The organism is Actinokineospora sp. (assembly GCF_052390155.1).
Classification (GTDB): Bacteria; Actinomycetota; Actinomycetes; order Mycobacteriales; family Pseudonocardiaceae; genus Actinokineospora.
The window spans coordinates 1-21,992 of record NZ_JBQTHF010000005.1; the positions used below are offsets into that span (position 1 = coordinate 1).

A 21,992-nucleotide genomic window follows, 5' to 3' on the forward strand; every position below is an offset into this window, starting at 1 on the left:
GCGTGTGGGGATGGCCCCCGGGGGTCGGCACACCCACCGCGCTCACCCTCCGGCGCCGGGTCTCCCGCCCGGGACCCCGCACCGGGTAATCGGGCCGGGGTGGGGGCGGCTGGCTGCTTATTATAGCAACCGCCGCCCGCCCCCAGTTCGTGGTCGCCGCCCGCGTGGCCGCAGTTCTCCCTGGGTAGCCCGATCGTCCTCCACACCATTTCCGTCAGCGCGGAATTCACCCGATCGTGTCACCACTGCCGTGTCACGACAACCGGCAACGCTCAGCTCCCATTCATCCCAGCCGGACCATGCGCTCACCGGCCCAATTTAACGCAACAATCCGCCACTAACAAGCACCTGCGTTTCGCTGTCGGCGTACGGTGCGACTTGCGGGATCATCGGCTGCATGACCGGGCGGCAGGGTGGATCCGACAGTTCGTGGCCCCTCGGCCGGTTGCTCCGCGAGGCACGGGAAGACGCCGGACTCAGCCAGACGGCGGCGGCGCAGCGGGCCCGGATCTCGCGCGCGCAATGGCAGAACCTGGAAAAGGGAACGGGCTCGGGCGGAAAGCCGGTCCGGCCGAAGCCGAACACGGTCACCAGCGCGGCCGAGGCGGTCGGCCTCGACCCGCAGCACGCGTTGGAACTGGCCGGACTCGACCCGTCGAACTACGACCCGGCGCGCCCCGGACGGCCCACCGCGTCACTCGCCGAGGCCCGCGACCTGCTCGCCCAGGTGACCGAGCGGCAACTCCAGGCGGTCATCGACCTGCTGCACGCGTTCCTCGATACCCGGCCGACCTCGTCGCCGACGACGGCGGAGCCGTATCGGCGCGGCAGCACCCTCAGCGACGCCGAGCAGCAGCACAATTCCGGGCGCACGCCGGAGTAGCAGCTAGCCGCGTTCCCGGCGCGCGTCGTAGAGCGCGTCGTCGAGCATTCCCCGTTCCATCGTCGGGTCCAGATCGCCGATCGGATAGCACCGACCCCGCCGAGTCACCGCCTGGCCCGCGTCGTCGGACTCCAGGGTCCTGAAGACGACGACCGCGTGCGTCACGACACGCCCTGGTGGCAGGTGGCCCTCGGCCACCAGGAAAGCCTTGATTGCCTCCCCCACGTCTGCGGAGGTGCGGTCGATGTCAGCCAACAGGACTCCTTTCCCCGAGCCCGACGCCCCGAATCAGCGCGCCGCTATGTCCCGCTCAAGTGGACCACGGAGTTCCGCATGACCGCACCTGTGCGCGGCTCAGCCTGTGGACAACTCGCGGGACTAGAAGTCCTCGTCCAGCGCTACCGAGCCTGCGACAGCCACCTGGTAGGCCGAGACGCGGCGCTCGAAGAAGTTGGTGAGTTCCTGGACGTCCTGCAGTTCCATGAACCCGAACGGGTTCTCCGCGCCGAATTCGGCCGGGTAGCCGAGGCGGGCCAGGCGCTGGTCGGCGACGAACCGCAGGTACTGCGCCATCTCGCCGACGTTCATGCCGGACAGGCCGTCGCCGCAGACGTCGCGGGCGAACTCCAGTTCGCAGTCGACGGCCTCGCGGATCATCCGAACGACCTCGCCGCGCAAGGCGTCGTCGAACAGGTCGGGTTCCTCGGCGCGGACGGTGTCCACGACGCTGAACGCGAAGTTCATGTGCATGGACTCGTCGCGGAAGACCCAGTTGGTGCCGGTGGCCAGGCCGTGCAGCAGCCCGCGTGAGCGCAGCCAGTACACGTAGGCGAAGGCGCCGTAGAAGAACAGGCCCTCGATGCACGCGGCGAAACAGATGAGGTTCAACAGGAACTGCCGCCGCTGCGCCTTGGTTTCCAGCCGTGCCACCGATCCGATCGAGTCGATCCACCGGAAACAGAACTCGCCCTTCTGCCGGATCGACGGGATGTGTTCCAGCGCGGCGAATGCCTGCGCGCGCTCGTCGGGATCGGGCAGGTAGGTGTCGAGCAGGGTCAGGTAGAACTGGACGTGCACGGCCTCCTCGAACAGTTGGCGCGACAGGTAAAGCCGTGCCTCGGGGGCGTTGACGTGCTGGTACAGGTTGAGCACCAGGTTGTTCGCCACGATCGAGTCGCCCGTGGCGAAGAACGCCACCAGGCGCTTGACGAGGTGGTGCTCGGCCGGGGTGAGCTTCGCCAGGTCCGTGACGTCGGAGGCGAGGTCGACCTCCTCGACGGTCCACGTGTTGCGGATCGCGGCCCGGTACTGCTCGTAGAAGTCCGGGTAGCGCATGGGCCGCAGGGTCAGGTCCATGCCGGGGTCGAGCAGGGTGGTCACTGGCATGCCTCGCAGGTCTCGGGGTTCTCCAGCGAACAAGCCACCGCAGTGTCCATAATGGACACCATGGTCGGCTGAATTCGGGTGGCGGGACGGGAACGTAGGTAGTACGTGGTCTTGAGGCCGCGACGCCAGGCGTAGGCGTACATCGAGGACAGCTTGCCGATCGTCGGACTGGCCTGGAACAGGTTCAGCGACTGGCTCTGGTCGATGAACGGCATGCGGGCGGCGGCGAGATCGATGAGCGCCTTCTGCGGCAACTCCCAGGCCGTGCGGTACAGCGCGCGCAGCTCGGCGGGCAGGTCGAGGCCCTGTACGGAGCCGTCGGCCTGCTTGATCGCGTCGCGGGTGCGCTTGTCCCAGCGCCCCAGGCGTTTCAGGTCGGCGACCAGGTGCGGGTTGAGCTGGATGAACTCGCCCGACAGGGTTTCCCGTTTGAACACTGTGGACACGATCGGCTCGACGCACTCGGAGCAGCCCGCTATGGCGGCGATGGTCGCCGTGGGCGCGATCGCGATCATCAGCGAGTTTCGCAGTCCGGTCACCGCGATTCGGTCCCGCAGCGCCGCCCAGCGCGCGGGCTCGGCGATCTCCGCGCCCGGGAAGTGGTCGACGTGCAATTCGCCGCGCGCGGCGCGGGTCTGGCCGTACGCCGGGTGTGGGCCGACGTCGGCGGCCAGGTCGGCCGAGGTCTCCGTGGCCGCGAGCGCGATCCGCTCGGCGATCCTGGTCGAGAGCGCCAGCGCCGCGGGCGAGTCGAAAGGCAGGCGCAGCGCGAAGAACACGTCCGCGAGACCCATCACACCGAGCCCGATCGGTCGCCACTTCTGGTTGCTGCCGGACGCGGGCGGTGTCGGGTAGAACGACAGGTCGATGGTGCGGTCGAGGAACCGGACGGCCGTGCGCACGGTGCGCTCCAGCTTGTCCCAGTCGAGGCCCACGCCGTCCACATGGGACGCGAGGTTGACCGAGCCGAGGTTGCACACCGCGGTGGCGTCGTCGGCGGTGACCTCCAGGATCTCCGTGCACAGATTGGAGAGGTGCACCACGTTGCCCGGCTCCGCGGTCTGGTTGCACGCCCGGTTCGCCGCGTCCTTGAAGGTCATCCAGCCGTTGCCGGTCTGCGCGAGGGTGCGCATCATCCGGCCGTAGAGCGTGCGTGCGGGAATGGTGCGCGCGGCGAGCCCGCGGCGCTCGGCGTCGGTGTACGCGGCGTCGAAGTCCGCGCCCCACAGGTCGGGCAGGGTGGGCACGGCCTTGGGGTCGAACAGCGACCAGTCGGCGTCGGCCTCGACCCGGCGCATGAACTCGTCGGGCACCCACAGCGCGAGGTTGAGGTTGTGCGTGCGACGGGCCTCGTCGCCGGTGTTGTCCTTGAGTTCCAGGAACTCCTCGATGTCGGCGTGCCACGGTTCCAAGTAGACACACGCGGCGCCCTTGCGGCGGCCGCCCTGGTTGACCGCGGCCACGGACGCGTCCAGGGTGCGCAGCCAGGGCACGATGCCGTTGGACTGGCCGTTGGTGCCGCGGATCAGCGAGCCGCGCGAGCGCACCCTGCTCCAGGAGATGCCGATGCCGCCCGCGTGCTTGGACAGCCGCGCGACCTCGGCGTAGCGGTGGTAGATCGAGTCCAGCTCGTCGCGCGGCGAGTCGAGCAGGAAGCACGACGAGAGCTGCGGGTGCGCGGTGCCGGAGTTGAACAGCGTGGGCGAACTGGGCAGGTACGACAGGGAACTGGTCAGCGCGTACAGTTCCGCGGCCTCGGCAGGGGACTCGGCCAGTCCGCAGGCGACGCGCAGCAGGAAGTACTGCGGCGTCTCCAGCACCTGGCGCGTTTCGGGGTGGCGCACCAGATACCGGTCGTAGACGGTGCGCAGGCCGAAGTACCCGAACCGGTCGTCGGCGCCGTGGTCGACGAGCGAGTCCAGTTCGACGGCGTGCGCGGCGACGAAATCGGCCAGCCGCGCGGAGAACACGCCGACCGCGCGGCCGAGCGCGACCGCGCCCGCGAAGTCGCCGACGCCAGAGTCCTCGACCTCGGCGCGGATGTGCGCCGCGAGCAGCCGGGCCGCGAGCCGGGAGTACTGCGGCTCCTCGCCGATCAGCCCGGCGGCGGTGCGGATCGCCAACTCGCGCAGTTCGTGCGCGGTGGCCCCGGGATGCGCGCCCGCACTCGCCGCGGCCACTACCCGCGCGACGTCCACATCGGACAGTCCGACCGCCGCGGCCGCGATCGTGTCAAGGGTGACGGTCACTGACGCTCTCCTTCACGAGGGCAGGCGGGGAGTCGGCGCGCGAAGGCAGGCGGACCTGACCCGTCCGCGTCGACCCACCCACGAGGCCCGGGACCGCGCGCGCCGGGATCGACGCGCGCGCCGGTGGCAGGTCTTCGGACTCGCGGGCACCCGCCGGGCGACCCCGGCGGACCTACTGGCCGTCGCTTCCCAGGCTCGTGCCCAGTGCTCTGTGACGGCGGTCGCTCCCACTCACCGCTGCGGGGCAGTCCCGGGTTCGCACCGGGTTCCCTCTTGCCTCGCCCGAACCGGGCGAACCACCAGCACGGCGAAGACTACATGTTGGGGTAAGCAGCTCGCCACACCCCTAGATGGTCCGCGTGTCGGCTACATGCCGCGGTAGTCCCGGGGGGCGAACCGCGGCGCGAAGCGGGGTTTGCGGAAGCCGCTGGCCTCGATGTAGCGCACCGCGCGCTGACGCTGCGGCGCGTAGGGCGCGAGCACTTCGAGCATGCCCGCGTCGTCGAGTTTGCGGCCGACCAGCGCGTGGCCGACCACGCCGGGGATGTGGTAGTCGCCGACGCTGACGGCGTCCGGGTCGCCCCAGGCGCGCTGGGCGACCTCGGCGGCCGTCCACACGCCGATGCCGGGCACCTTGCGCAGCAGCGCCCGCCCCTCGACCCCGCGCAGGTCGGCCGCCCGCTCCAACCGGTCCGCCACCTGCGCCGCCGCGATGATCGTGCGGCGCCGGGCACCGTCGACGCCCGCCTTGTGCCACTCCCAGTCCTGGATGCCGAGCACCGCGCGCGGCGTCGGCGGCACGAACAGCTCCGCGGGACCCGGCGCGCGCTCGCCGAAGCGGCGGGCGAGGTCGCGCCAGGCGCGGTGGGCCTCGTGGCCGGTGACCTTCTGCTCCAGGATGGCGGCCAGCAGCACGTCCCAGACCCGGCCGGTGGACCCCAGCCGCAGCCCCGGACTGCGCCGCCGGGCCTCGGCGATCAGCGGGTGGTGGGCTTCGAACCCGGAGTCGTCGTCGTGCGCGCCGAGCAGCGCGGGCACGCCGTCGAGCAGCACATCCGCGCCCGGCCCCCATGCGGTGCTGTGCACCTCGCCGCCCGCGACCCGCAAGCGCAGGGTGCCCGGACCGGCGGCGGTGTTGGCGGCGAACCAGGCGCCCGCGTCGGTGCGGCGCAGGGTCGGATCGCCGCCGCCACGGCGCAGGGGCCGCAGCAGCGCGGCGACGTCGAGCGGGCCATCGGGCACCCAGCGCCCGGTCCGCTCCGTGCCGGTGGGGATCGCGGTCATCACGAGGACCGTACCGGCCGGGTGGCTAGAGTGGCGCCACATGGCTGGATCGTCGGGGACAAGGACACCAAGCTCAGTGACGTCGACCGAACTGCACATCGTCGTACCCGCGGGCGGGAGCGGCACCCGGCTCTGGCCGCTGTCGCGGGCGGCGAACCCGAAGTTCCTGCACCGGCTCACCGGCACCGACCGGTCGCTGTTGCAGGCCACCTTCGACCGGCTGGTTCCCTTGTCGTCAGCGGAGAATCTGCTCGTGGTCACGGGCACCGCGCACGCGGCGGGCGTCGCCCGGCAGTTGCCCGACCTGCCCGAGCGCAACATCCTGGTCGAGCCGTTCGCCCGCGATTCGTGCGCGGCCATCGCGCTGGCCGCCGCCGTGATCGACAAGCGCGGCCCCGGCGCGGTGATGGCGTCCTTCGCCGCCGACCACCTGATCGCCGACACGGCCGAGTTCGCGCACACCGTGGCCCGTGCCGTCGACGGCGCCCGCGCGGGCCACCTGATGACGATCGGGATCACCCCGACCCGCCCCGAGACCGGGTACGGCTACCTGCGGTGCGGCGAGGTCGCCGAGCGTTCGGTGATCCAGCGGGTGCTGGAGTTCAAGGAGAAGCCCGCGCTCGACGTGGCCACCAAGTACGTGGAGTCGGGCAGCTACCTGTGGAACGCCAGCATGTTCGTCTGGCGCACCGACGTGTTCCTCACCGAGCTGGCCGCCCGCCGCCCGGACGTCGCCGACCCGATCCGCGCCATCGCCGCCGCGTGGGACACCCCCGCGCAGGACGCGGTGCTCGCCGAGCTGTGGCCGACGGTGCCGAAGGTCGCGGTCGAGTACGCCGTCATGGAGCCCGCCGCCGAGGAGGGCAAGGTCGCCACCGTCCCCGGCGATTTCGGCTGGAGCGACATCGGCGACTTCGAGACGTTGGGCGAACTGCTGGGCGTCGACGCGGGCGCGGGCTGCCGCTCGGTCGCCACCGGCACCCACGATGGCAAGGTCGTCGCGGTCGACGGCGCCGAGATGATCATCGTTCCGGCCGGTGGCAGACTGGTCGCCACGCTCGGTGTGCGCGACCTGATCGTCGTCGACACCGACGACGCCGTGCTGGTCTGCGCGCGTGACCGCGCCCAAGACATCAAGATGCTGACCGAGATCCTGCGCACCCGGGGTGACCTCGACTACGTCTGATTTCACCTGACCGATTCGCCGTGTCCGCTGACGGCACGTGAGGAGAGGGATACTCTGGCAGAGCACATCGATGGACGCAGGAGAGGCCGATACATGGACCCCCGTGACCGGGCCGACGCCATCCTGGCGCGAGCCCGCGCGCGCGGCGCCTACGTGGTCACCCCGGAGAGCGCCATCTCGCCGATGGACGCCGCCGCGACCCTGCAGATCCCGCGAGCCGTGGTGTCCGCGCTCGACAACGACGACCCCGATGTGACGATGGTCTTCCCGATCGCCCGCATGGACGATGAGCTGCCCGCGATCGCCCAGGAAGCGGCGACCCAGTCGCTCGCGGCGCCGGGGCGGCCGACGGAGCGCTTGCCGGTGCCGCAGCAACCCCCGCCGCCGGAGCCCGAACGCGTCGACGGACTGGTGCCCACGGTCAAGCAGCCCCCCACCGCCCGCCCCACCCTCACCCAACGCCTCGACGGCGGCCATCACCGCTGAATTCCGATTCGTCGGTCAGCGGGTTTGCAATTTCAGGCGCACTGCGAGGCCGGCCTTGATCGCCATTCGCACCGGCGCCCAGTGGGGACCCTGGTGCCGATCGGCGATGTACCGGTACGCGCTGTCGTGATGCGCCGCCAGCATCTTCGCCGATGATTTCGCCGTGGAAACGCCCTGGATGTGCATGATCTCCGCCGACGGCACGTAGACGTTCTGCCACCCGGCCCGGCTCAGCCGTGCACCCAGGTCCGTGTCCTCGAAGTACATGAAATACCGCGAATCGAACCCGTCCACCGAATCGAATGCCTCGCGCCGGATCAGGAGACAGGAGCCGGACAGCCAACCCGCCACCCGCTCACGCACATCGGCGGACGACTGCTTGTACGACTTCGTCCACGGATTGCCCGGCCACACCTTTCCCAGCACGCCGTGCCCGATTCCCTTTCCCAGCGACGGGAGATCACGCGCCGACGGGTAGACCTTTCCGCTCGGTTCGGTGATCAGGGGACCGAAAGTGGCGCCGCGGGGCCAGCGGTCGGCGGCGTCGAGCAGGGTGTCGAGGGAGCCGGGGTGCCATTCGACGTCGGGGTTGGCGACGACGATCCAGCCGTAGCGGGAGTCCAGGGCCGCCACGCCGCGGTTGGCGCCCGCGCCGTAGCCCAGGTTGCCGCCGGTCGGGACGAGTTCGACGTGGTCACGGGCGGCCGCGGCGGCCTCGGGGGCGCCGTCGGTGGAGCCGTTGTCGGCCAGGACCACGTGCACGGGCCGGGTGGTGGCCTTCGCGAGGGTGTCGAGGAACCGCTCCAGCGTCTCCCCCGGCGAATACGTCACGGTCACGACAGCGAGGTCGCTGCCGTAGGAGGTGTGTTCGGTCACGGTCAGACATTGTGCACGCCCGCGCGGACCCGACTCAGCGCGCCCTGCGGTGCTGGGCGACCGCGCGCCCGTACGCGGTCCGGTGGAGTTCGGCGCTCTGGCTCCAGGAGAACTCCTTCGCCCGCTGCTGCGCCGCCGTCGACAGCGCCGCGCGGCGGGCCGGGTCGTCGAGCAGGTCGGCGAGCGCGGCGGCGATGTCGCCCGCACCGACGCCGCAGTACGCGACCGCTTCGCCACCGACCTCGGGCAGTGACAGGCGGCGGGTGGTGAGCACGCACGCTCCGCACGCCATGGCCTCCAGCACCGGCAGGCCGAACCCCTCACCGAGGCTGGGGTACGCGACGAGCGCGGCGCCGCCGAGGAAGCCCGCCAGGTGCTCGAACGGCAGGTACCCGGCCCGGATGACGCGCAGCCGGTGCGGCACGCCGTCGAGCGCGCGCTCGATCTGCCCGTCCCACCCCGGCTGGCCCGCGAGCACCAGCGACGGCGGCTCGGCTCGGCCGCGGCACGCGGCGGCGAACCCGCGGACCAGCGCAGGCACGTTCTTGCGCGGCTCCAGCGCACCGAGGAACGCCACGTACGGCTGGTCGCCGAGGCCGATGGCGGCGCGGGCGGCGCGCGCCTCGTCGGGCGAGGGCGGGTGGAACCGGTCGTCGTCGACACCGTGCTGGATGACGTCCAGCGCGCGCGGGTCGGCGCCCGCGACCCGGGTCAGCTCGGCGGCGGTGGCCTCGCTGGGCACCACGCAGCGGGACGCGCGCATCAGCGCGGTCTTGGTCCACGCGCGGAAGAAGCGGGCCTTGATGGAGTGGTGCAGCGCGGCGTCGGTGAAGAAGGTGGCGTCGTGCAGGGTGACCACGGATGCGGCCGGGTTGGCCAGCGGGCTCGTGTAGTGCGGCGAGTGCAGCACGTCGACCCTGAGCCTGCGCACGAGGCGCGGCAGCGTTGTCTGCTCCCAGGTGAGGCGCGCGGTGCGGGTGGTCACCGACTCGGAGGTGGGCACGATCCGCGCGTGCGGCGCGAGGTCGGTGTAGAGGGCCGCGTCCCGCGGCTGGCAGACGACGCCCAGGTCGGCGCCGTCCGCGTCCAGGGCGGCGACCAGCGAATCGACGTAGCGGCCGACGCCGCCGCGGTCCGCGGGCACGGCTGTCGCGTCGATGAGTACGCGAGGATCGGCCGGGGACACGCAGGGAAGAGTACGACGACCGCTGTCGACCCATCTCACGAACGGGTTAACTTCCACCGATCGGGTTCAGCCGCCGCGCACCGTGGCGTGGACCTGCAGGTGCAAGCGCCACAACGACTCGGCGGCGCGCTCCCAGGTGAAAATGTCGGCCCGGGCCCGTCCCCGCGACACCATCAACGCCACCCGATCAGGTGACTCCGCCACGCTGCGGAGAGCGCGGGCCAGGCCGACCGGGTCGTCCCGGCGGGTGACCAGGCCGGTGCCGCCCGCGACCTCGACCAGCGCCGGAGCGTCGGAATGCACCACCGGCACCCCGGCGGCCATCGCCTCCAACACGGGCAGGCCGAAGCCCTCGGCGCGGCTGGGCGCGGCGAGCACGGTGGCGCGGTGCAGCACGACGGCGAGTTCGGCGTCGCTGACCCGACCGAGGGTGTGCAGACTGCTCTGCGGCAGGCCGTGCTGGTCCGCGAGCCCGCGCAGATCGACCGCGCCCCAGCCGGGCGGACCCGCTACGACCAGCGGCAGGTCGGGCCCGACGGAGGTGGCCATCGCCGCGATCAGCACGTCGAGGCCCTTGCGCGGCTCGACGGTGCCGACCGCGAGCACATACGCCTCGGGGAGCCGGTACTTCGCGACGACGTCGGCGACGACCGCCGGGTCGGGCGGGGTGCGGAGCACGGCGGGCACCCCGTGTCCGACGACGTGCACCCGCGCCGGTCCGGGGGCGTAGCGGGTCAACTCCGCCGCGACGGCCGCGGTGGGCACCACGATCGCGTCGGCCCGCGCGACGGCGCGCTTGATCATCGTCTGGTGCCACGCGGCGCCCCGCTTGGTGAGCGTCTCGGGGTGGGTGAACGGCACGGTGTCGTGCACCGTGACGACCAACCCCCGCCCGCGCCGCGCCGCCGCGGGGGCGAGCGGGGTCGGCGCGTGCACGACGTCGCCGCCGGGCCACAGCGGCACGCCGTGCTCCCAGGCCAGGGTGAGCGCGCGGCGGGACAGCGGCAGCGACCGGGGACCGGCCACCCCGGACACCACGGCGGGCCGCGGGTCGGGGTGCCGCGCGGTGACGCCCGTGACGGTCCAGCCCACGGGTGCGCCGGCGGCCAGGGCGGCGGCCAGCTCGCGGGTGTAGCGGCCGGTGCCGCCTGGGACCGGAGCGAGGAGCTGCTCGGTGAGCACGACGAGCTCTGGCACCCGCACAGGGTGCCACGGCGCGCGGTGGTTCACTTTGACCGTGCGCACGACGGTCGTGGTGGTCACCTGGCGTGGCAGGGACCACGTCGGCGCCTGCCTGGACGCGCTCGCCCGGCAGACCCGTCCACACCGGACGGTCGTACTGGACAACGCCTCCGCCGACGGAACCGCGACGGTGCTCGCCGCGCACCCGTTGTCCCCCAAGGTGATCCGGCTCGACCGCAACGCGGGCTACGCGGGCGGACTCGCCGCCGCGCTGCCCGCCGTCGACACCGTCTACATGGCCTGGCTCAACGACGACGCGGCGCCCGCGCCCGGCTGGCTCGCGGCCATGGAGGACGCGCTCGACGCCGACGAGCGGGCCGGGGCGGCGAGCGCGCGCCTGGAGCGGCCGGACGGGGCGGTGCAGTCGGTCGGCGTGGGCCTGACCCCGGACGGGCACGGGGTGGACGTGACCGGCGGCGCGGTGTTCGGGTTCTGCGGCGGCGCGGCGCTGCTCAGGGTGTCCGCGCTGGCCGAGGCGGGCGGGGTGCCGGGCGAGTTCTTCTGCTACTACGAGGACACCGACACGTCCTGGCGGCTGCGGCTGGGCGGGTGGCGGGTGCTCTCGGTGCCCGCCGCGCGCGTCACGCACCGGCACGGGGCGAGCACCCGGCCGGGCTCGCGGCCGTTTCACCGCTGGAACGAGCGCAACCGGCTACTGATGCTGCTGCGCTGCGCCCCGGCCGGGGTCGCGCTCCGCGAAGTGGTCCGGTTCGCGCTGGTCACGGCGCTGCTCCCGGTTCGCCGCGCGCTGGGCAGGCCGGTGCCGGACGCGGCGAACTTCGCGGTGGGGCTGCGACTGGGGGTGTTGGGCGCGGTGCTGGCCCGGCTGCCCCGGACGCTGGGCCAGCGCCGCGCGATCAGCAGACGCGCGGCGGTGACCCGCACGGACGTGTGGGCGAGCGTTTTGGACGGTTGAGCGACTGTCACGCACCGCGATGAGGCACGCTATGCGGAACGAGGACGTGAGGAGGCCGACTTGGCAGAGGGGGCGGGATTGCTTCCCGTGCTGTCGGTGGTGGTGGTCAACTACCGAGGCGCCGAGGACACTGTGACGTGTCTGCGGGCGCTGCGGACCGACCTGGACTACCCGAGCGACCGGCTGCAGGTGATCTGCGTCGACAACGCCTCCGGGGACGGCGGCGCCGAGCGGATCCGCGCGGTCGAGGGGGTCGACCTCGTCGAGGCGCCCGCGAACCTCGGCTTCGCGGGCGGCTGCAACCTGGGTGCCCGGCGGGCCACCGGCACGGTGTTGGCGTTCCTCAACAACGACGCCAGGCCCGACCCGCAGTGGGCGCGCGCGGCGGTGCGGGTGCTGGCCGAGCAGCCGGATGTGGCGGGTGTGGCGAGCAAGGTGCTCGACTGGGACGGCGCGAACATCGACTTCGTCGACGGCGGGCTGACCTGGTTCGGCATGGGCTACAAGCGCCACGCCGGGCAGCCGGACGACGGCAGCCACGACGCCCCGCGCGACGTGCTGTTCGCGACCGGCTCGGCGATGTTCGTGCGGGCGGGTGTTTTCCGCGAGCTGGGTGGGTTCGACGAGCGCTTCTTCATGTTCTACGAGGACGTCGACCTGGGTTGGCGGCTGAACCTGCGCGGCTGGCGGGTGCGCTACGAACCCGCGTCGCTGGCCTTCCACCGGCACCACGCCTCGGTGTCCAAAGTGGATACCCCGGACAACTCGCGCGAGCTGTACCTGCTGGAGCGCAACGCGTTGGCGGCGCTCTACAAGAACCTGTCCGACGCCACGCTGGCCAAGGCGCTGCCTGCGGCGCTGGCGCTGGCCGTGCGCAGGGCGACCGCGCGCGGCGAGATCGACCCGACCCAGTTGGAGATCACCCGCCGCGCCGAGGGCGACGGCGGCGACGTGCCGATCGCGCGGACGACGCTGGCCGGGCTGCTGGCCATCGACCAGTTCGTCGAGCTGCTGCCGTCGCTGGCGGCCTCCCGCGAGGTCGAGCAGGCCAACCGGGTGCGCACGGACGCCGACCTGATCCCGTTGATGCGCAAGGCGATGGAACCCGCCTACCCGCTGCCGCGCTACCTGGCCGCGCACGACATCCTGGTCGAGGCGTTCGGCCTGGAGGCCGCGTTCGGCGGCGCGCGCCGCATCCTGGTGATCACCGGCGACGCGATCTCCGCGCGGATGGCGGGTCCGGCGATCCGGGCCTGGAACATGGCCGACGTGCTGGCCGCCGAACACGACGTGCGGCTGGTCACGGTCAACCCGATCTGCGCGCCGCCGGACGCGTCGTTCGCGGTGCTGCGCGCGCACCGCCGCGAGCTGGACGCGCACGTGGCCTGGGCCGACGTGGTGATCCTGCAGGGCCACGCGCTGGAACTGGTGCCCGCGCTGAAGAAACCCGGCTCCACCAAGATCGTCGTGTGCGACGTCTACGACCCGATGCACCTGGAACTGCTGGAGCAGGGCCGAGACGAGATCGCCGAACAGCGCGCGCTCGACCTGGCCGGGGTCACCAAAGTGCTCAACACCCAGCTCGACCGGGGCGACTTCTTCGTCTGCGCCTCCGAGCGGCAGCGGCACTTCTGGCTGGGGCACCTGCTTTCCCTCGGCAGGCTCACCCCCGACCTCTACGACGCCGACCCCACGCTGCGCTCACTGCTCGCGGTCGTCCCCTTTGGACTCCCCGGCAAACCGCCGCAGCAGAGCCGGTCGCCGATCAAGGGCACCATCCCCGGGATCGCCGAGACGGACAAGGTCGTGCTGTGGGCGGGCGGGGTCTACAACTGGTTCGACCCGCTGACCCTGGTCGGCGCCATCGGCATCCTCGCCCGGCGCCGCCCGGACGTGCGGCTGGTGTTCCTGGGGATGAAGCACCCCAACCCCGAGGTGCCGGAAATGGGCGTGGGCAGCCAGGTTCGCGCGCTGGCCGCCGGGCTGGACCTGACCGACCGGCACGTGTTCTTCAACGAGATCTGGGTGCCCTACGACGAGCGGCAGGACTGGCTGCTCGACGCCGACTGCGGCGCCACCACGCACTACGAGCACGTGGAGACCACGTTCGCGTTCCGCACCCGGGTGCTCGACTACCTGTGGGCGGGGCTGCCGATCGTGACCACCGACGGCGACTCCTTCGCCGACCTGGTCCGCCAGGAACGGCTGGGCGTGGTGGTTCCCGCGCAGGATCAGGAAGTGCTGGCCGACGCGCTGGAGCGGGCGCTCTACGACGCGGAGTTCGCGCGCGGCTGCCAGCAGCGCATCGCCATCGTGCGGGAACGGTTCACCTGGGACAACGTGCTGGCCCCGCTCACCGCCTTCTGCCGCGACCCGCGCCCGGCCGCCGACCGGCTGCCTGGCCGGGAACCGTTGGTGCGCAAGCCATCGCTGGGCGCGTCCGGCACCGCGCGGCGCGACTTCGGCCTGGTGCGCGAGTACCTGGACGCGGGCGGCCCGACCGAACTGGCCCGCCGCGCGGTCGGCCGGGTGCGCAGGCTCGCCCGCGAACGGTTGACGGGACGCGGGAATGGCTAGCCGCCCGGTCCGCGTGCTGATCGACGGCACGCCGCTGCTCGGCAACCGCACGGGAATCGGCCGCTACACCTCGGCCCTGGCCGAGGAACTGGCCGCGTCGTCCGATGTGGACATGCGCGCCGTGGCCTTCACCCTGCGCGGGTGGCGCGGACTGCGCCGCGTGCTCCCGCACGGTTCGCAGGCGCGCGGCATGCCGGTGCCCGCCCGGCTGCTGCGCAAGGCATGGCTGCGCGCCCCGTTTCCGCCGGTCGAGCTGTTCGCCGGGTTGACCGATGTCGTGCACGGCACCAATTTCGTGCTGCCCGCCGCCTTCCGCGCGGCAGGCGTGCTCACCGTGCACGACCTCGCTTTCCTCGACGCCCCAGGCGATCTGCCGCCCAGCGACGCCGAACTGCCGCAGCTCGTGCACCTGTCCGCCCGGCGGGCCGATGTGGTGTGCACCCCGACCCAGGCCGTGGCCGAGCGGGTGATCGACCGGCTCAACGTCTCGGCGGACAAGGTCGTGGTCACTCCGCTCGGCGTCGACCTGGCCTGGTTCACCGCCCGCCCGCCGAACGAGGCGCTCGCCCGCCGCATCGGCCTGCCATCGGAGTATCTGCTGTTCGTGGGCGCGGCGGGACCCCGCAAGGCGTTGAACTGGCTGCTCGACGCGCACGCGGCCACCCCGTCGCTGCCCCCGCTGGTGCTCGCCGGACCTGGCCACACGGTCGGCTCGGCCAGGGTACTGTCCACCGGCTATCTGTCCGAAGTGGACTTGCGGAGCGTGGTGGCGGGCGCGTCGGCGCTGGTGCTGCCGTCCCGGGACGAAGGGTTCGGCCTGCCGGTACTGGAGGCCATGGCCTGCGACGTGCCGGTGGTCTGCTCGGACGTGCCCGCGCTGCGCGAGGTCGCCGGCGGACACGCCACCCTGGTCCCGTTCGGCAACCGCGAGGCGATGGCGGTCGCGCTCACGGCCGCGCTGGAGAACCCGCCGTCCCCCGCGGTGCTGACCACCCGCCGTGTCCACGCCGCCAACCACACCTGGCGCCGCTGCGCGGAACTGACCATCGCCGCCTACCGCAGAGCGTCGGGCCGCTGACCCGTCAGGGCCGGAAGTCCTTGGGGTGCAGGAGAAAAGCAGCCGCCAGGGCGTCCCGCCACAACCGCATCGGGGTCAGCCCCTCGGCAACCCACGCCGCCCCGGACAACGCCGAATACGCGGGCCGCTCCGCCTGCGTCGGATAGTCGCGCGAACCGCACGGACGAACCCGTTCCGGGTCGGCGCCCAACTCCTCGAACACCGCCCGCGCGAAGCCGTACCAGGAAACCGCGCCCGCGCCAGTGCAATGCAACACCCGGCCCACCGGCGGCGCACCGCTCGCGATCTTCGCCGCCAACTCCACCAGACCCCGCGCCAGATCCCCGGTCCAGGTCGGCGAGCCGACCTGATCGTCCACAACAGACACCGTGTCCCGCTCCGACTCCAACCGCGCGAAGGTCTTGGCGATGTTCGCGCCGTAGGCGCCGTAGGCCCACCCGGTCCGCACTATCCACGACCGCGCACCGGACCCGAGCACGGCCTGCTCGCCCGCGAGCTTGGTGATCCCGTACGCCGACTTCGGTCCCGTCGCGTCGCCCACTTCGTACGGACGGTCGGCGTCACCGGGGAAGACGTAGTCGGTGGACACGTGCACCAGCGGGATTCCGCGCGAGGAACAGGCGGCGGCGAGAACGCGCGGTCCGTCGGCGTTGACCGCGAACGCGCGCGCGCGCTCGGCCTCGGCCCTGTCGACCGCCGTGTACGCCCCGGCGTTGACCACGACCGGGCGCCTGCCCTGCGCGCGGGCGGTCTCGGCGAGGGTGGCGACCGCGTCGATGACCGAGCCCGCGCTGGTCAGGTCGAGGTCGGCCGACCCGGGCGCGTGCACGGAGACCTCGTCGGTGCCGAGCGCGGCCAGTTCGCGGCCGAGTTGGCCGTGGCCGCCGGGAACCAGCAGTGCGAGCTGCACGGTCACCGACCGAAATGCCCGGTGCGCTCCCGCAGCGGCTCCCACCAGGCCCGGTTGTCCCGGTACCACTGCACGGTGCTCGCCAGACCGTCCGCAAAGGACACTCGCGGCTGGTAGCCCAGCTCCGTGCTGATCTTGGTGATGTCGACCGAGTAGCGCCGGTCGTGGGCCTTGCGGTCGATCACGGGCCGCACGAACGACTCGTCGGTGCCGGTGGCGTCGAGCAGCAGGCTGGTCAGCTCGCGGTTGTTCAGCTCGGTGCCGCCGCCGATGTTGTAGATCTCGCCCGCGCGGCCCGCGTCGGCGACGAGCTGAATGCCCTGGCAGTGGTCGTCCACGTGCAGCCAGTCGCGCACATTGAGTCCGTCGCCGTAGAGCGGGATCTTCTTGCCGTCGAGCAGATTGGTGGTGAACAGCGGGATGACCTTCTCGGGGAACTGGTACGGCCCGTAGTTGTTCGAACACCGGGTGATGCACACCGCGAGTTCATGGGTGCGGAAATACGAGCGGGCCAACAGATCCGAGGACGCCTTCGACGCCGAGTACGGCGAATTCGGCTCCAGCGGGTGCTCCTCTGGCCAGGAACCCACCTCGATCGAGCCGTACACCTCGTCGGTGGACACGTGCACGAACTTGGCCACGCCCTCGTCGACCGACGCCTGCAACAGGGTCTGCGTGCCGAGCACGTTGGTCCGCACGAAGTCGGTGGAGCCCGCGATGGAGCGGTCCACATGCGACTCGGCGGCGAAGTGCACCACCAGGTCGGCGCCCGTGATGCTCTCGCGGACGATGTCGGGATCACAGATGTCGCCCTCGATGAACCTCAGCCGCGGGCTGTCGGCGACGGGCGCCAGGTTCTCCCGGTTGCCCGCGTAGGTCAGCTTGTCGAGGATGACGATCTCGGCATCGGCCAGCGTCGGGTATGCCCCCGTCAGCGCTTGCCGTACGTAGTGCGAACCGATGAATCCGGCACCGCCTGTCACCAACACCCGCATCTTGGCCCCATGTCTCTCTCGCCTTTGCCGCCGGATGCCGCAGTCTTTCACGCCATTGGCCAACCTCGGCAGCCACCAGTGCGTTCTATCGGTGGAAGGGGCGAAAGCCTTACCGATCGAATCTGGGTAATCTGAAATCGGACGGGACGGACGGGGAGGAGCGTGCGTGGACGAGCGTGCGCAATCGGGGGCCGACAGCGCGGCGGTATCCGCGGCGAATCTTGCTGCGACAGTCCGGCCTCCCCCGAATTTCGGCAGGTCAGAGCCGCGATCGCGGGTCGGCGGAGCGTTCGTGCGCACGGTCGCGGTGGCCACGTCCGCCGCGGTGCTGGCCGCGATGGGTTACGGCTGGTGGACCTTCGGTGACATAGACGACAACACCGTCACTACCGACGTCATCTCCGCCGAAGTGGCCGACCGCGGCCCGGTGCCGCTCGACGGCGCGATCGACCTGCTCCTCGTGGGCATGGACAGCCGCACCGACGCCTACGGCAACCCGCTCCCGCAGGAAGTCCTCGATCTGCTCAACGGCGGCAAGGTCGACGGCGAGCGCAACACGGACACGATGATCCTGGTGCACATCCCGATCGACGGCCGCCGCGCCACCGCGATCTCGTTCCCCCGCGACTCCTGGGTCGACATCGGCGAGGGTTTCGGCAAGCACAAGCTCAACTCCGCGTTCGTCTACGCCTACAACGACGCCCGCAAGACGCTGGCCGCCGAGGGCGTCACCGACCTCAAGGAACTCGACGCCAAGGCCACCGTGGTGGGCCGCAAGAACCTGATCGCCACGATCGAGCGACTCGTCGGCAACGCGGTCACCATCGAGCGCTACGCCGAGGTCAACCTGGCCAGCTTCTACGAGGTCACCAAGGCCATCGGCGGCGTCGAGGTGTGCCTGAACAACGCCGTGGACGAGCCCCGGTCGGGGGCGCGGTTCGCCGCCGGGCGCCAGACCATCGAGGGCAGGGACGCGCTGGCGTTCGTGCGGCAGCGCTACGACCTGCCCGGCGGCGACCTCGACCGGATCGTGCGTCAGCAGGTCTTCCTCGCCGCGCTCGCCGACAAGGTGCTCTCGGCCGACATGCTCACCAACCCGGCCAAGGCGCGCGACCTGATCACCGCGGTGCAGAAGTCCGTGGTGCTCTCCAAGGGCTGGAACCTGTCCCGCTTCGCCGCCCAGATGCAGGGCCTGACCAGCGGAAACATCGAGTTCTACACGATCCCGAACCAGGGCGACGCCAAGATCGGCGGCGCCGACGTGATCAAGGTCGACCCGCCGGAGGTGCGCGACTTCGTGGCCAGGCTCACCGGCGGCACGCCGAGCACGCCGTCGACCGGCCGCGGCTCCGCGCCCGCCACCACCGCGCCCGTGCCCGTGCCCGTGCCCGGGACGTCGTCGGCGTCCGCCGAGGCCATCACCGTCGAGGTGCGCAACGGGTCCAACACCCGCGGCCTGGCCTCGACGGTGCTCTCCAGCCTGACTGGGCTGGGCTTCCGGGCGGGCGCGGTCGGCGACGCGCAGGTGCAGTCCAGGTCGGTCATCCGGTACGCGGTGGGCGAGCTGGCGAAGGCCAACCGGGTCGCGAATTCGCTCAGCGGCGGCTTCGTGTTCGAGGAGGACCGGACGCTCCCGCCCGGCCGCGTCCGGGTCGTGCTGGGCACCAACTACCAGTCGGGCTCGCCCGCGGGCGAGCGGGCGATGCGGCTGCAGCCCACCGCGAGCGACGCGCCGAGTACCCCGCAGCCGAGTACCCCGCAGCCGAGCCGGATCGAGGGGGGCGGCGTCACCTGCGTCAACTGAACGGGCCGACCAGTCACGATCCGTGCGGGAACGTCACTACTCCGGGTGAACGACCGTCATTCCATCGAGGTCGTTGTCTAGTGTCGTGACCGGCGCCCGCCGGGGCGGAGAAGGAGACCGACGTGACCGACCGGCTGCCGCCCGATCCACCGGACGACGACGCGGCCGAGTCTGCCCCGGCGGCCTCCTGGTTCACGGCACCGGTGGACGACACCGAGGTGTTCGGCGCGATCCCGGCAGACCCGAAACCGCCCGCGGCCCGGAAACCCTCGCCATCGCCCGCGGCGGGCCGGAAACCGGCACCGTCGGCAGCTCGAAAACAGTCGACCGCCCCCAAAAAGTCGGCCGGGCGGCGGGCCACGGTTCGAAGACCGCCACCGGTCCGCGCGCGTCCATCGGGCTGGCTGGCCGCGGGCCGCACGCTGGTGGCGCTGGTGTCGGTGGCCACGCTGGCCGCCATGGGCGTCGTGTGGTCCCGCGTGGACGAATTCCAGCAGAGCGTCACCACCACCGACGCGCTCGCCGTGGCCCAGCAGAGCCCGGACACCCCGCCGCCGCCCGCCGACGACGGCGCCAACGACATCCTCGTCGTCGGCAACGACACCCGCACCGACCTGCAGGGCAGGCCGCTGTCGCTGCGGGTGCTGCGCGAGCTGCGCACCGAGGCGACCGAGACGATCAACACCGACACCCTGATCCTGCTGCGGGTGCCGCGCGGCGGCGGCAAGACGGCCGCCGTCTCCATTCCGCGCGACACCTACGTGCCGATCCCGGGACACCGCGACGAGAAGATCAACGGCGCGTTCGGCGTCACCAAGGCGCGGGTCGCGAAAGCGCTGGTCAACGGCGGCGAGCGCGATCGGGAGAAGATCGAGCGCGAGTCCGACAGCGCGGGCCGCACCGCGCTCGTGCAGACCGTGCAGAACCTCACCGGCGTGCGGGTCGACCACTACGCCGAGGTCACCCTGTACGGGTTCTACCTGCTCACCGAGGCCATCGACGGCGTCGAGGTGTGCCTGAACCGCTCGACCAGCGACTCGGACTCCGGGGCGAACTTCCGCCGCGGCAGACAGACCGTGCGCGGCGGCGACGCGGTGTCCTTCGTGCGCCAGCGCAAGGGCCTGCCGCGCGGCGACCTCGACCGGATCGTGCGCCAGCAGACCTTCCTCGCGTCGGCGATGAACAAGGTGCTCAGCGGCGACACGCTCACCGACGCGGCGAAGCTGAACGCGTTGGCGTCGGCGGTGTCCAAGACCGTGGTGATGGACCCGGGGCTGCATTTCCTCGACCTGGTCAACCAGGCGCAAGCGCTCGCGTCCGGGCAGGTGGCGTTCGTGACCATCCCCGTCACCGCGGTCGGCGCGCGCAACGAGCGCGGGCAGAGCATCGTGTCGGTGGACCTCGCCCAGGTGCGGGCCTTCGTCGACGGGCTCGTGAGGCCGCCCGCGCCGCCTGGTGAGAGCCTGACCGGGGGCAGGCTGCTCGACCTGGCCGCGCCCGCCCGCGCGACAGCGGTCGCCGCTGTGCCCTGCATCGACTGACCGGAGTGTCCGTGAGTCTGACCGAGGCCCTGCTCCGCCCGCTGCGGTCCGCCGCCGCGCGGCCGCTGATCACCCACTACGACGACGCGGCGGGCATCCGCGTGGAGCTGTCGGTGGCCACGGTCACTTCAGCGCGCTGCGGAACTGTGCTGAACGGCTAATTGTTGAGTCGGTGCCGTCCTTCGACCTGGTCGACGGGCTCGTACCGGCCGCTGGCCAGCGGGTATGGCCGGGGTAGCCGCTGTGTCACGTCCGGGTCTTCGGCTTGCTGCGCAAGGCGTTCGTCCAACTCGTCGTATGCCTCCCCCACCTCGCGGTCGAAATGCTCCCGCTCGCGACGCATCTCATCCAGATATCAAGTCCAGAACGGCGAGCTAAGCACTGGCTCGACACTGGCCGTGCGCTCAGTGCGCTACCCGGTCGCGAAGACGCGGCGGTCACGGCGTTCAGGGAGAGCGAACGGCTAGCCGCCCTGCGCCTGCGGGCCAACGTGTACGCCCGGGAGTCGGTCACCGACCTGTTGCCCCGCGTGCGCCGGGACACCTCGACCGGTCGTGAACTGCGCGGCATCGCCTACCGCATGGGGATCAGCGCGTAGCGACTTGCCAGTCAGGCAAGACGCCGACGGTCCGGCCGCTTACCGTCGCGGTCATGTGTGACGACGGGTGGCTGTGTGGCGACAACGACTGGCTCTGGCCTGACCTGGAGACGGGCGACGATGAACCCGCTCAGTCCTCGCCGGGGTCTGCCTCGGGATCGAAGCCCGGCACTGTCTTGCCATAGCGCCGCAGGATCCGGGCGAGCTGCCGGTACGCCGACGGGTGGTACCTCTTGGACCGTGGGTTGTTGTTGATGTACGTGTGGAACCCGTCCTTGACGTCCGGGTCGTCGGTGGTCAGGTGGATCGTGCCGTCGTCAGCAGCCCACAGGTTCAGACTGTCGATCTTGACTGAACGGATGCCGTCGCGGGTGCTGGCCATCGCTACTTCACCTCCATGGCCTGCGCGCCAGGCAAGTTGGAATGATTCACGTAGTGCGTGATCTTCATGCCGTCCGGCGGCGGATACGCCACGAACTTGATGTGCCCGTCCGCGTACACGGACACATAGCCGAGCTCGCCGAACTTGTACATGACGCCCGCGTCCGCGTGGACTCCCGGAATCTGCTTCTTGACCGGCTCGATCATCAGCCCATCGTGACAGGGCTCTCGCCCAACTGCCAACGTCACCGCATCAGAGCCGCTCCACCTCGATCAGGAGGCCGTAGCCGCGCTCCGCAAGGGCGGCCGAGGCGGTCTGGCGCGCTCACGGCCCGTCGGGGGCCGGTTCGGTGGGGCACGGTCGGTAGCCGGGCGTGGGGGCCGCGTTCTTGCCCGGGTGGTTGATCTTGGCAA

20 protein-coding genes, 1 pseudogene and 1 riboswitch are annotated in these 21,992 nt (G+C 71.6%); of the genes and pseudogenes, 10 read left to right on the forward strand and 11 right to left on the reverse strand.

Annotation, left to right across the window (positions count from 1 at the left end):
• Positions 1–397 precede the first annotated feature (397 nt).
• Positions 398–883, forward strand: a complete 486-nt coding sequence (locus tag ACT4N7_RS01895; protein ID WP_444826790.1) for a helix-turn-helix domain-containing protein — start codon at positions 398–400, stop codon at positions 881–883.
• Between the two features lie 3 nt (positions 884–886).
• Here the strand turns inward: ACT4N7_RS01895 and ACT4N7_RS01900 are convergent, their stop codons facing one another.
• The 4 genes from ACT4N7_RS01900 to ACT4N7_RS01915 all read right to left on the reverse strand — a co-directional run bounded on the left by ACT4N7_RS01900 (position 887) and on the right by ACT4N7_RS01915 (position 5,802).
• Positions 887–1,138, reverse strand: a complete 252-nt coding sequence (locus tag ACT4N7_RS01900) for a hypothetical protein (protein WP_444826791.1) — start codon at positions 1,136–1,138, stop codon at positions 887–889.
• Between the two features lie 123 nt (positions 1,139–1,261).
• Positions 1,262–2,269, reverse strand: coding sequence for a ribonucleotide-diphosphate reductase subunit beta (locus ACT4N7_RS01905; RefSeq protein WP_444826792.1), 1,008 nt, complete (start codon positions 2,267–2,269; stop codon positions 1,262–1,264).
• A complete protein-coding gene (locus ACT4N7_RS01910) occupies positions 2,260–4,518 on the reverse strand; it encodes a ribonucleoside-diphosphate reductase subunit alpha (RefSeq protein WP_444826793.1) in 2,259 nt (752 codons plus the stop codon). The genes ACT4N7_RS01905 and ACT4N7_RS01910 overlap by 10 nt, the downstream gene beginning before the upstream one ends.
• A 108-nt stretch (positions 4,519–4,626) precedes the next feature.
• A riboswitch (cobalamin riboswitch) is annotated at positions 4,627–4,834 on the reverse strand.
• Positions 4,835–4,884: 50 nt separating this feature from the next.
• Positions 4,885–5,802, reverse strand: a complete 918-nt coding sequence (locus ACT4N7_RS01915; protein WP_444826794.1) for a DNA-3-methyladenine glycosylase family protein — start codon at positions 5,800–5,802, stop codon at positions 4,885–4,887.
• 76 nt (positions 5,803–5,878) lie between these two features.
• Here ACT4N7_RS01915 and ACT4N7_RS01920 point away from each other — a divergent pair, with 76 nt between their 5' ends.
• Together ACT4N7_RS01920 and ACT4N7_RS01925 are read left to right on the forward strand one after the other, a co-directional pair.
• Positions 5,879–6,988 (forward strand): mannose-1-phosphate guanylyltransferase, encoded by a 1,110-nt coding sequence (locus ACT4N7_RS01920; RefSeq protein WP_444826795.1) that lies wholly within the window; start codon positions 5,879–5,881, stop codon positions 6,986–6,988.
• A 93-nt stretch (positions 6,989–7,081) separates the two neighbouring features.
• Positions 7,082–7,474 carry a hypothetical protein gene (locus ACT4N7_RS01925; protein ID WP_444826796.1) on the forward strand — a complete coding sequence of 131 codons (393 nt, stop codon included), beginning with the start codon at positions 7,082–7,084 and terminating at the stop codon, positions 7,472–7,474.
• Between the two features lie 15 nt (positions 7,475–7,489).
• Here ACT4N7_RS01925 and ACT4N7_RS01930 read toward each other — a convergent pair whose 3' ends face one another.
• The 3 genes from ACT4N7_RS01930 to ACT4N7_RS01940 all read right to left on the reverse strand — a co-directional run bounded on the left by ACT4N7_RS01930 (position 7,490) and on the right by ACT4N7_RS01940 (position 10,733).
• A complete protein-coding gene (locus tag ACT4N7_RS01930; protein ID WP_444826797.1) occupies positions 7,490–8,350 on the reverse strand; it encodes a glycosyltransferase family 2 protein in 861 nt (286 codons plus the stop codon).
• Between the two features lie 34 nt (positions 8,351–8,384).
• The gene (locus ACT4N7_RS01935; protein ID WP_444826798.1) at positions 8,385–9,536 is read right to left on the reverse strand and encodes a glycosyltransferase family 4 protein; all 1,152 of its coding nucleotides are present in this window, start codon (positions 9,534–9,536) and stop codon (positions 8,385–8,387) included.
• Positions 9,537–9,602: 66 nt separating this feature from the next.
• Complete coding sequence (locus ACT4N7_RS01940) at positions 9,603–10,733, reverse strand: glycosyltransferase family 4 protein (RefSeq protein WP_444826799.1); 1,131 nt, start codon at positions 10,731–10,733, stop codon at positions 9,603–9,605.
• Positions 10,734–10,767: 34 nt separating this feature from the next.
• Here ACT4N7_RS01940 and ACT4N7_RS01945 point away from each other — a divergent pair, with 34 nt between their 5' ends.
• From ACT4N7_RS01945 to ACT4N7_RS01955, 3 genes are read left to right on the forward strand one after another with little or no spacing between them, the layout of a single operon-like run.
• On the forward strand, positions 10,768–11,694 hold the full coding sequence (locus ACT4N7_RS01945; protein WP_444826800.1) for a glycosyltransferase family 2 protein: 927 nt from the start codon (positions 10,768–10,770) through the stop codon (positions 11,692–11,694).
• A gap of 60 nt (positions 11,695–11,754) precedes the next feature.
• Entirely contained in the window at positions 11,755–14,271 is a 2,517-nt protein-coding gene (locus ACT4N7_RS01950) for a glycosyltransferase (RefSeq protein ID WP_444826801.1), read from the forward strand.
• Complete coding sequence (locus tag ACT4N7_RS01955; RefSeq protein ID WP_444826802.1) at positions 14,264–15,349, forward strand: glycosyltransferase family 4 protein; 1,086 nt, start codon at positions 14,264–14,266, stop codon at positions 15,347–15,349. Before ACT4N7_RS01950 ends, ACT4N7_RS01955 begins: the two co-directional genes overlap by 8 nt.
• 4 nt (positions 15,350–15,353) lie before the next feature.
• Here the strand turns inward: ACT4N7_RS01955 and rfbD are convergent, their stop codons facing one another.
• Together rfbD and rfbB are read right to left on the reverse strand one after the other, a co-directional pair.
• Positions 15,354–16,259 (reverse strand): dTDP-4-dehydrorhamnose reductase, encoded by a 906-nt coding sequence (gene rfbD, locus ACT4N7_RS01960; RefSeq protein WP_444826837.1) that lies wholly within the window; start codon positions 16,257–16,259, stop codon positions 15,354–15,356.
• A gap of 2 nt (positions 16,260–16,261) precedes the next feature.
• Positions 16,262–17,254 (reverse strand): dTDP-glucose 4,6-dehydratase, encoded by a 993-nt coding sequence (rfbB, locus tag ACT4N7_RS01965; RefSeq protein ID WP_444826804.1) that lies wholly within the window; start codon positions 17,252–17,254, stop codon positions 16,262–16,264.
• Positions 17,255–17,546: 292 nt separating this feature from the next.
• On the opposite strand from rfbB, the gene ACT4N7_RS01970 reads away from it, so the two are divergent.
• The 4 genes and pseudogenes from ACT4N7_RS01970 to ACT4N7_RS01985 all read left to right on the forward strand — a co-directional run bounded on the left by ACT4N7_RS01970 (position 17,547) and on the right by ACT4N7_RS01985 (position 21,197).
• Positions 17,547–19,058, forward strand: coding sequence for an LCP family protein (locus tag ACT4N7_RS01970; RefSeq protein WP_444826805.1), 1,512 nt, complete (start codon positions 17,547–17,549; stop codon positions 19,056–19,058).
• Between the two features lie 122 nt (positions 19,059–19,180).
• On the forward strand, positions 19,181–20,599 hold the full coding sequence (locus ACT4N7_RS01975; RefSeq protein WP_444826806.1) for an LCP family protein: 1,419 nt from the start codon (positions 19,181–19,183) through the stop codon (positions 20,597–20,599).
• Between the two features lie 11 nt (positions 20,600–20,610).
• A pseudogene (locus ACT4N7_RS01980) lies at positions 20,611–20,730 on the forward strand (TIGR03089 family protein); the annotation flags it as partial.
• A 134-nt stretch (positions 20,731–20,864) separates the two neighbouring features.
• On the forward strand, positions 20,865–21,197 hold the full coding sequence (locus tag ACT4N7_RS01985) for a hypothetical protein (protein WP_444826807.1): 333 nt from the start codon (positions 20,865–20,867) through the stop codon (positions 21,195–21,197).
• Positions 21,198–21,327: 130 nt separating this feature from the next.
• On the opposite strand, the gene ACT4N7_RS01990 is transcribed toward ACT4N7_RS01985, so the two are convergent.
• On the reverse strand, positions 21,328–21,579 hold the full coding sequence (locus ACT4N7_RS01990; protein WP_444826808.1) for a hypothetical protein: 252 nt from the start codon (positions 21,577–21,579) through the stop codon (positions 21,328–21,330).
• Between the two features lie 2 nt (positions 21,580–21,581).
• A complete protein-coding gene (locus tag ACT4N7_RS01995; protein WP_444826809.1) occupies positions 21,582–21,785 on the reverse strand; it encodes a hypothetical protein in 204 nt (67 codons plus the stop codon).
• Between the last annotated feature and the right edge of the window lie 207 nt (positions 21,786–21,992).

Bases quoted from the DNA above. Each gene is read 5' to 3' on its own strand.
- ACT4N7_RS01895 (WP_444826790.1), top strand. From the start codon at position 398: ATGACCGGGCGGCAGGGTGGATCCGACAGTTCGTGGCCCCTCGGCCGG.
- ACT4N7_RS01990 (WP_444826808.1), bottom strand. From the start codon at position 21,579: ATGGCCAGCACCCGCGACGGCATCCGTTCAGTCAAGATCGACAGTCTG.
- ACT4N7_RS01905 (WP_444826792.1), bottom strand. From the start codon at position 2,269: ATGCCAGTGACCACCCTGCTCGACCCCGGCATGGACCTGACCCTGCGG.
- ACT4N7_RS01955 (WP_444826802.1), top strand. From the start codon at position 14,264: ATGGCTAGCCGCCCGGTCCGCGTGCTGATCGACGGCACGCCGCTGCTC.
- rfbB (WP_444826804.1), bottom strand. From the start codon at position 17,254: ATGCGGGTGTTGGTGACAGGCGGTGCCGGATTCATCGGTTCGCACTAC.
- ACT4N7_RS01995 (WP_444826809.1), bottom strand. From the start codon at position 21,785: ATGATCGAGCCGGTCAAGAAGCAGATTCCGGGAGTCCACGCGGACGCG.
- ACT4N7_RS01915 (WP_444826794.1), bottom strand. From the start codon at position 5,802: ATGACCGCGATCCCCACCGGCACGGAGCGGACCGGGCGCTGGGTGCCC.
- ACT4N7_RS01925 (WP_444826796.1), top strand. From the start codon at position 7,082: ATGGACCCCCGTGACCGGGCCGACGCCATCCTGGCGCGAGCCCGCGCG.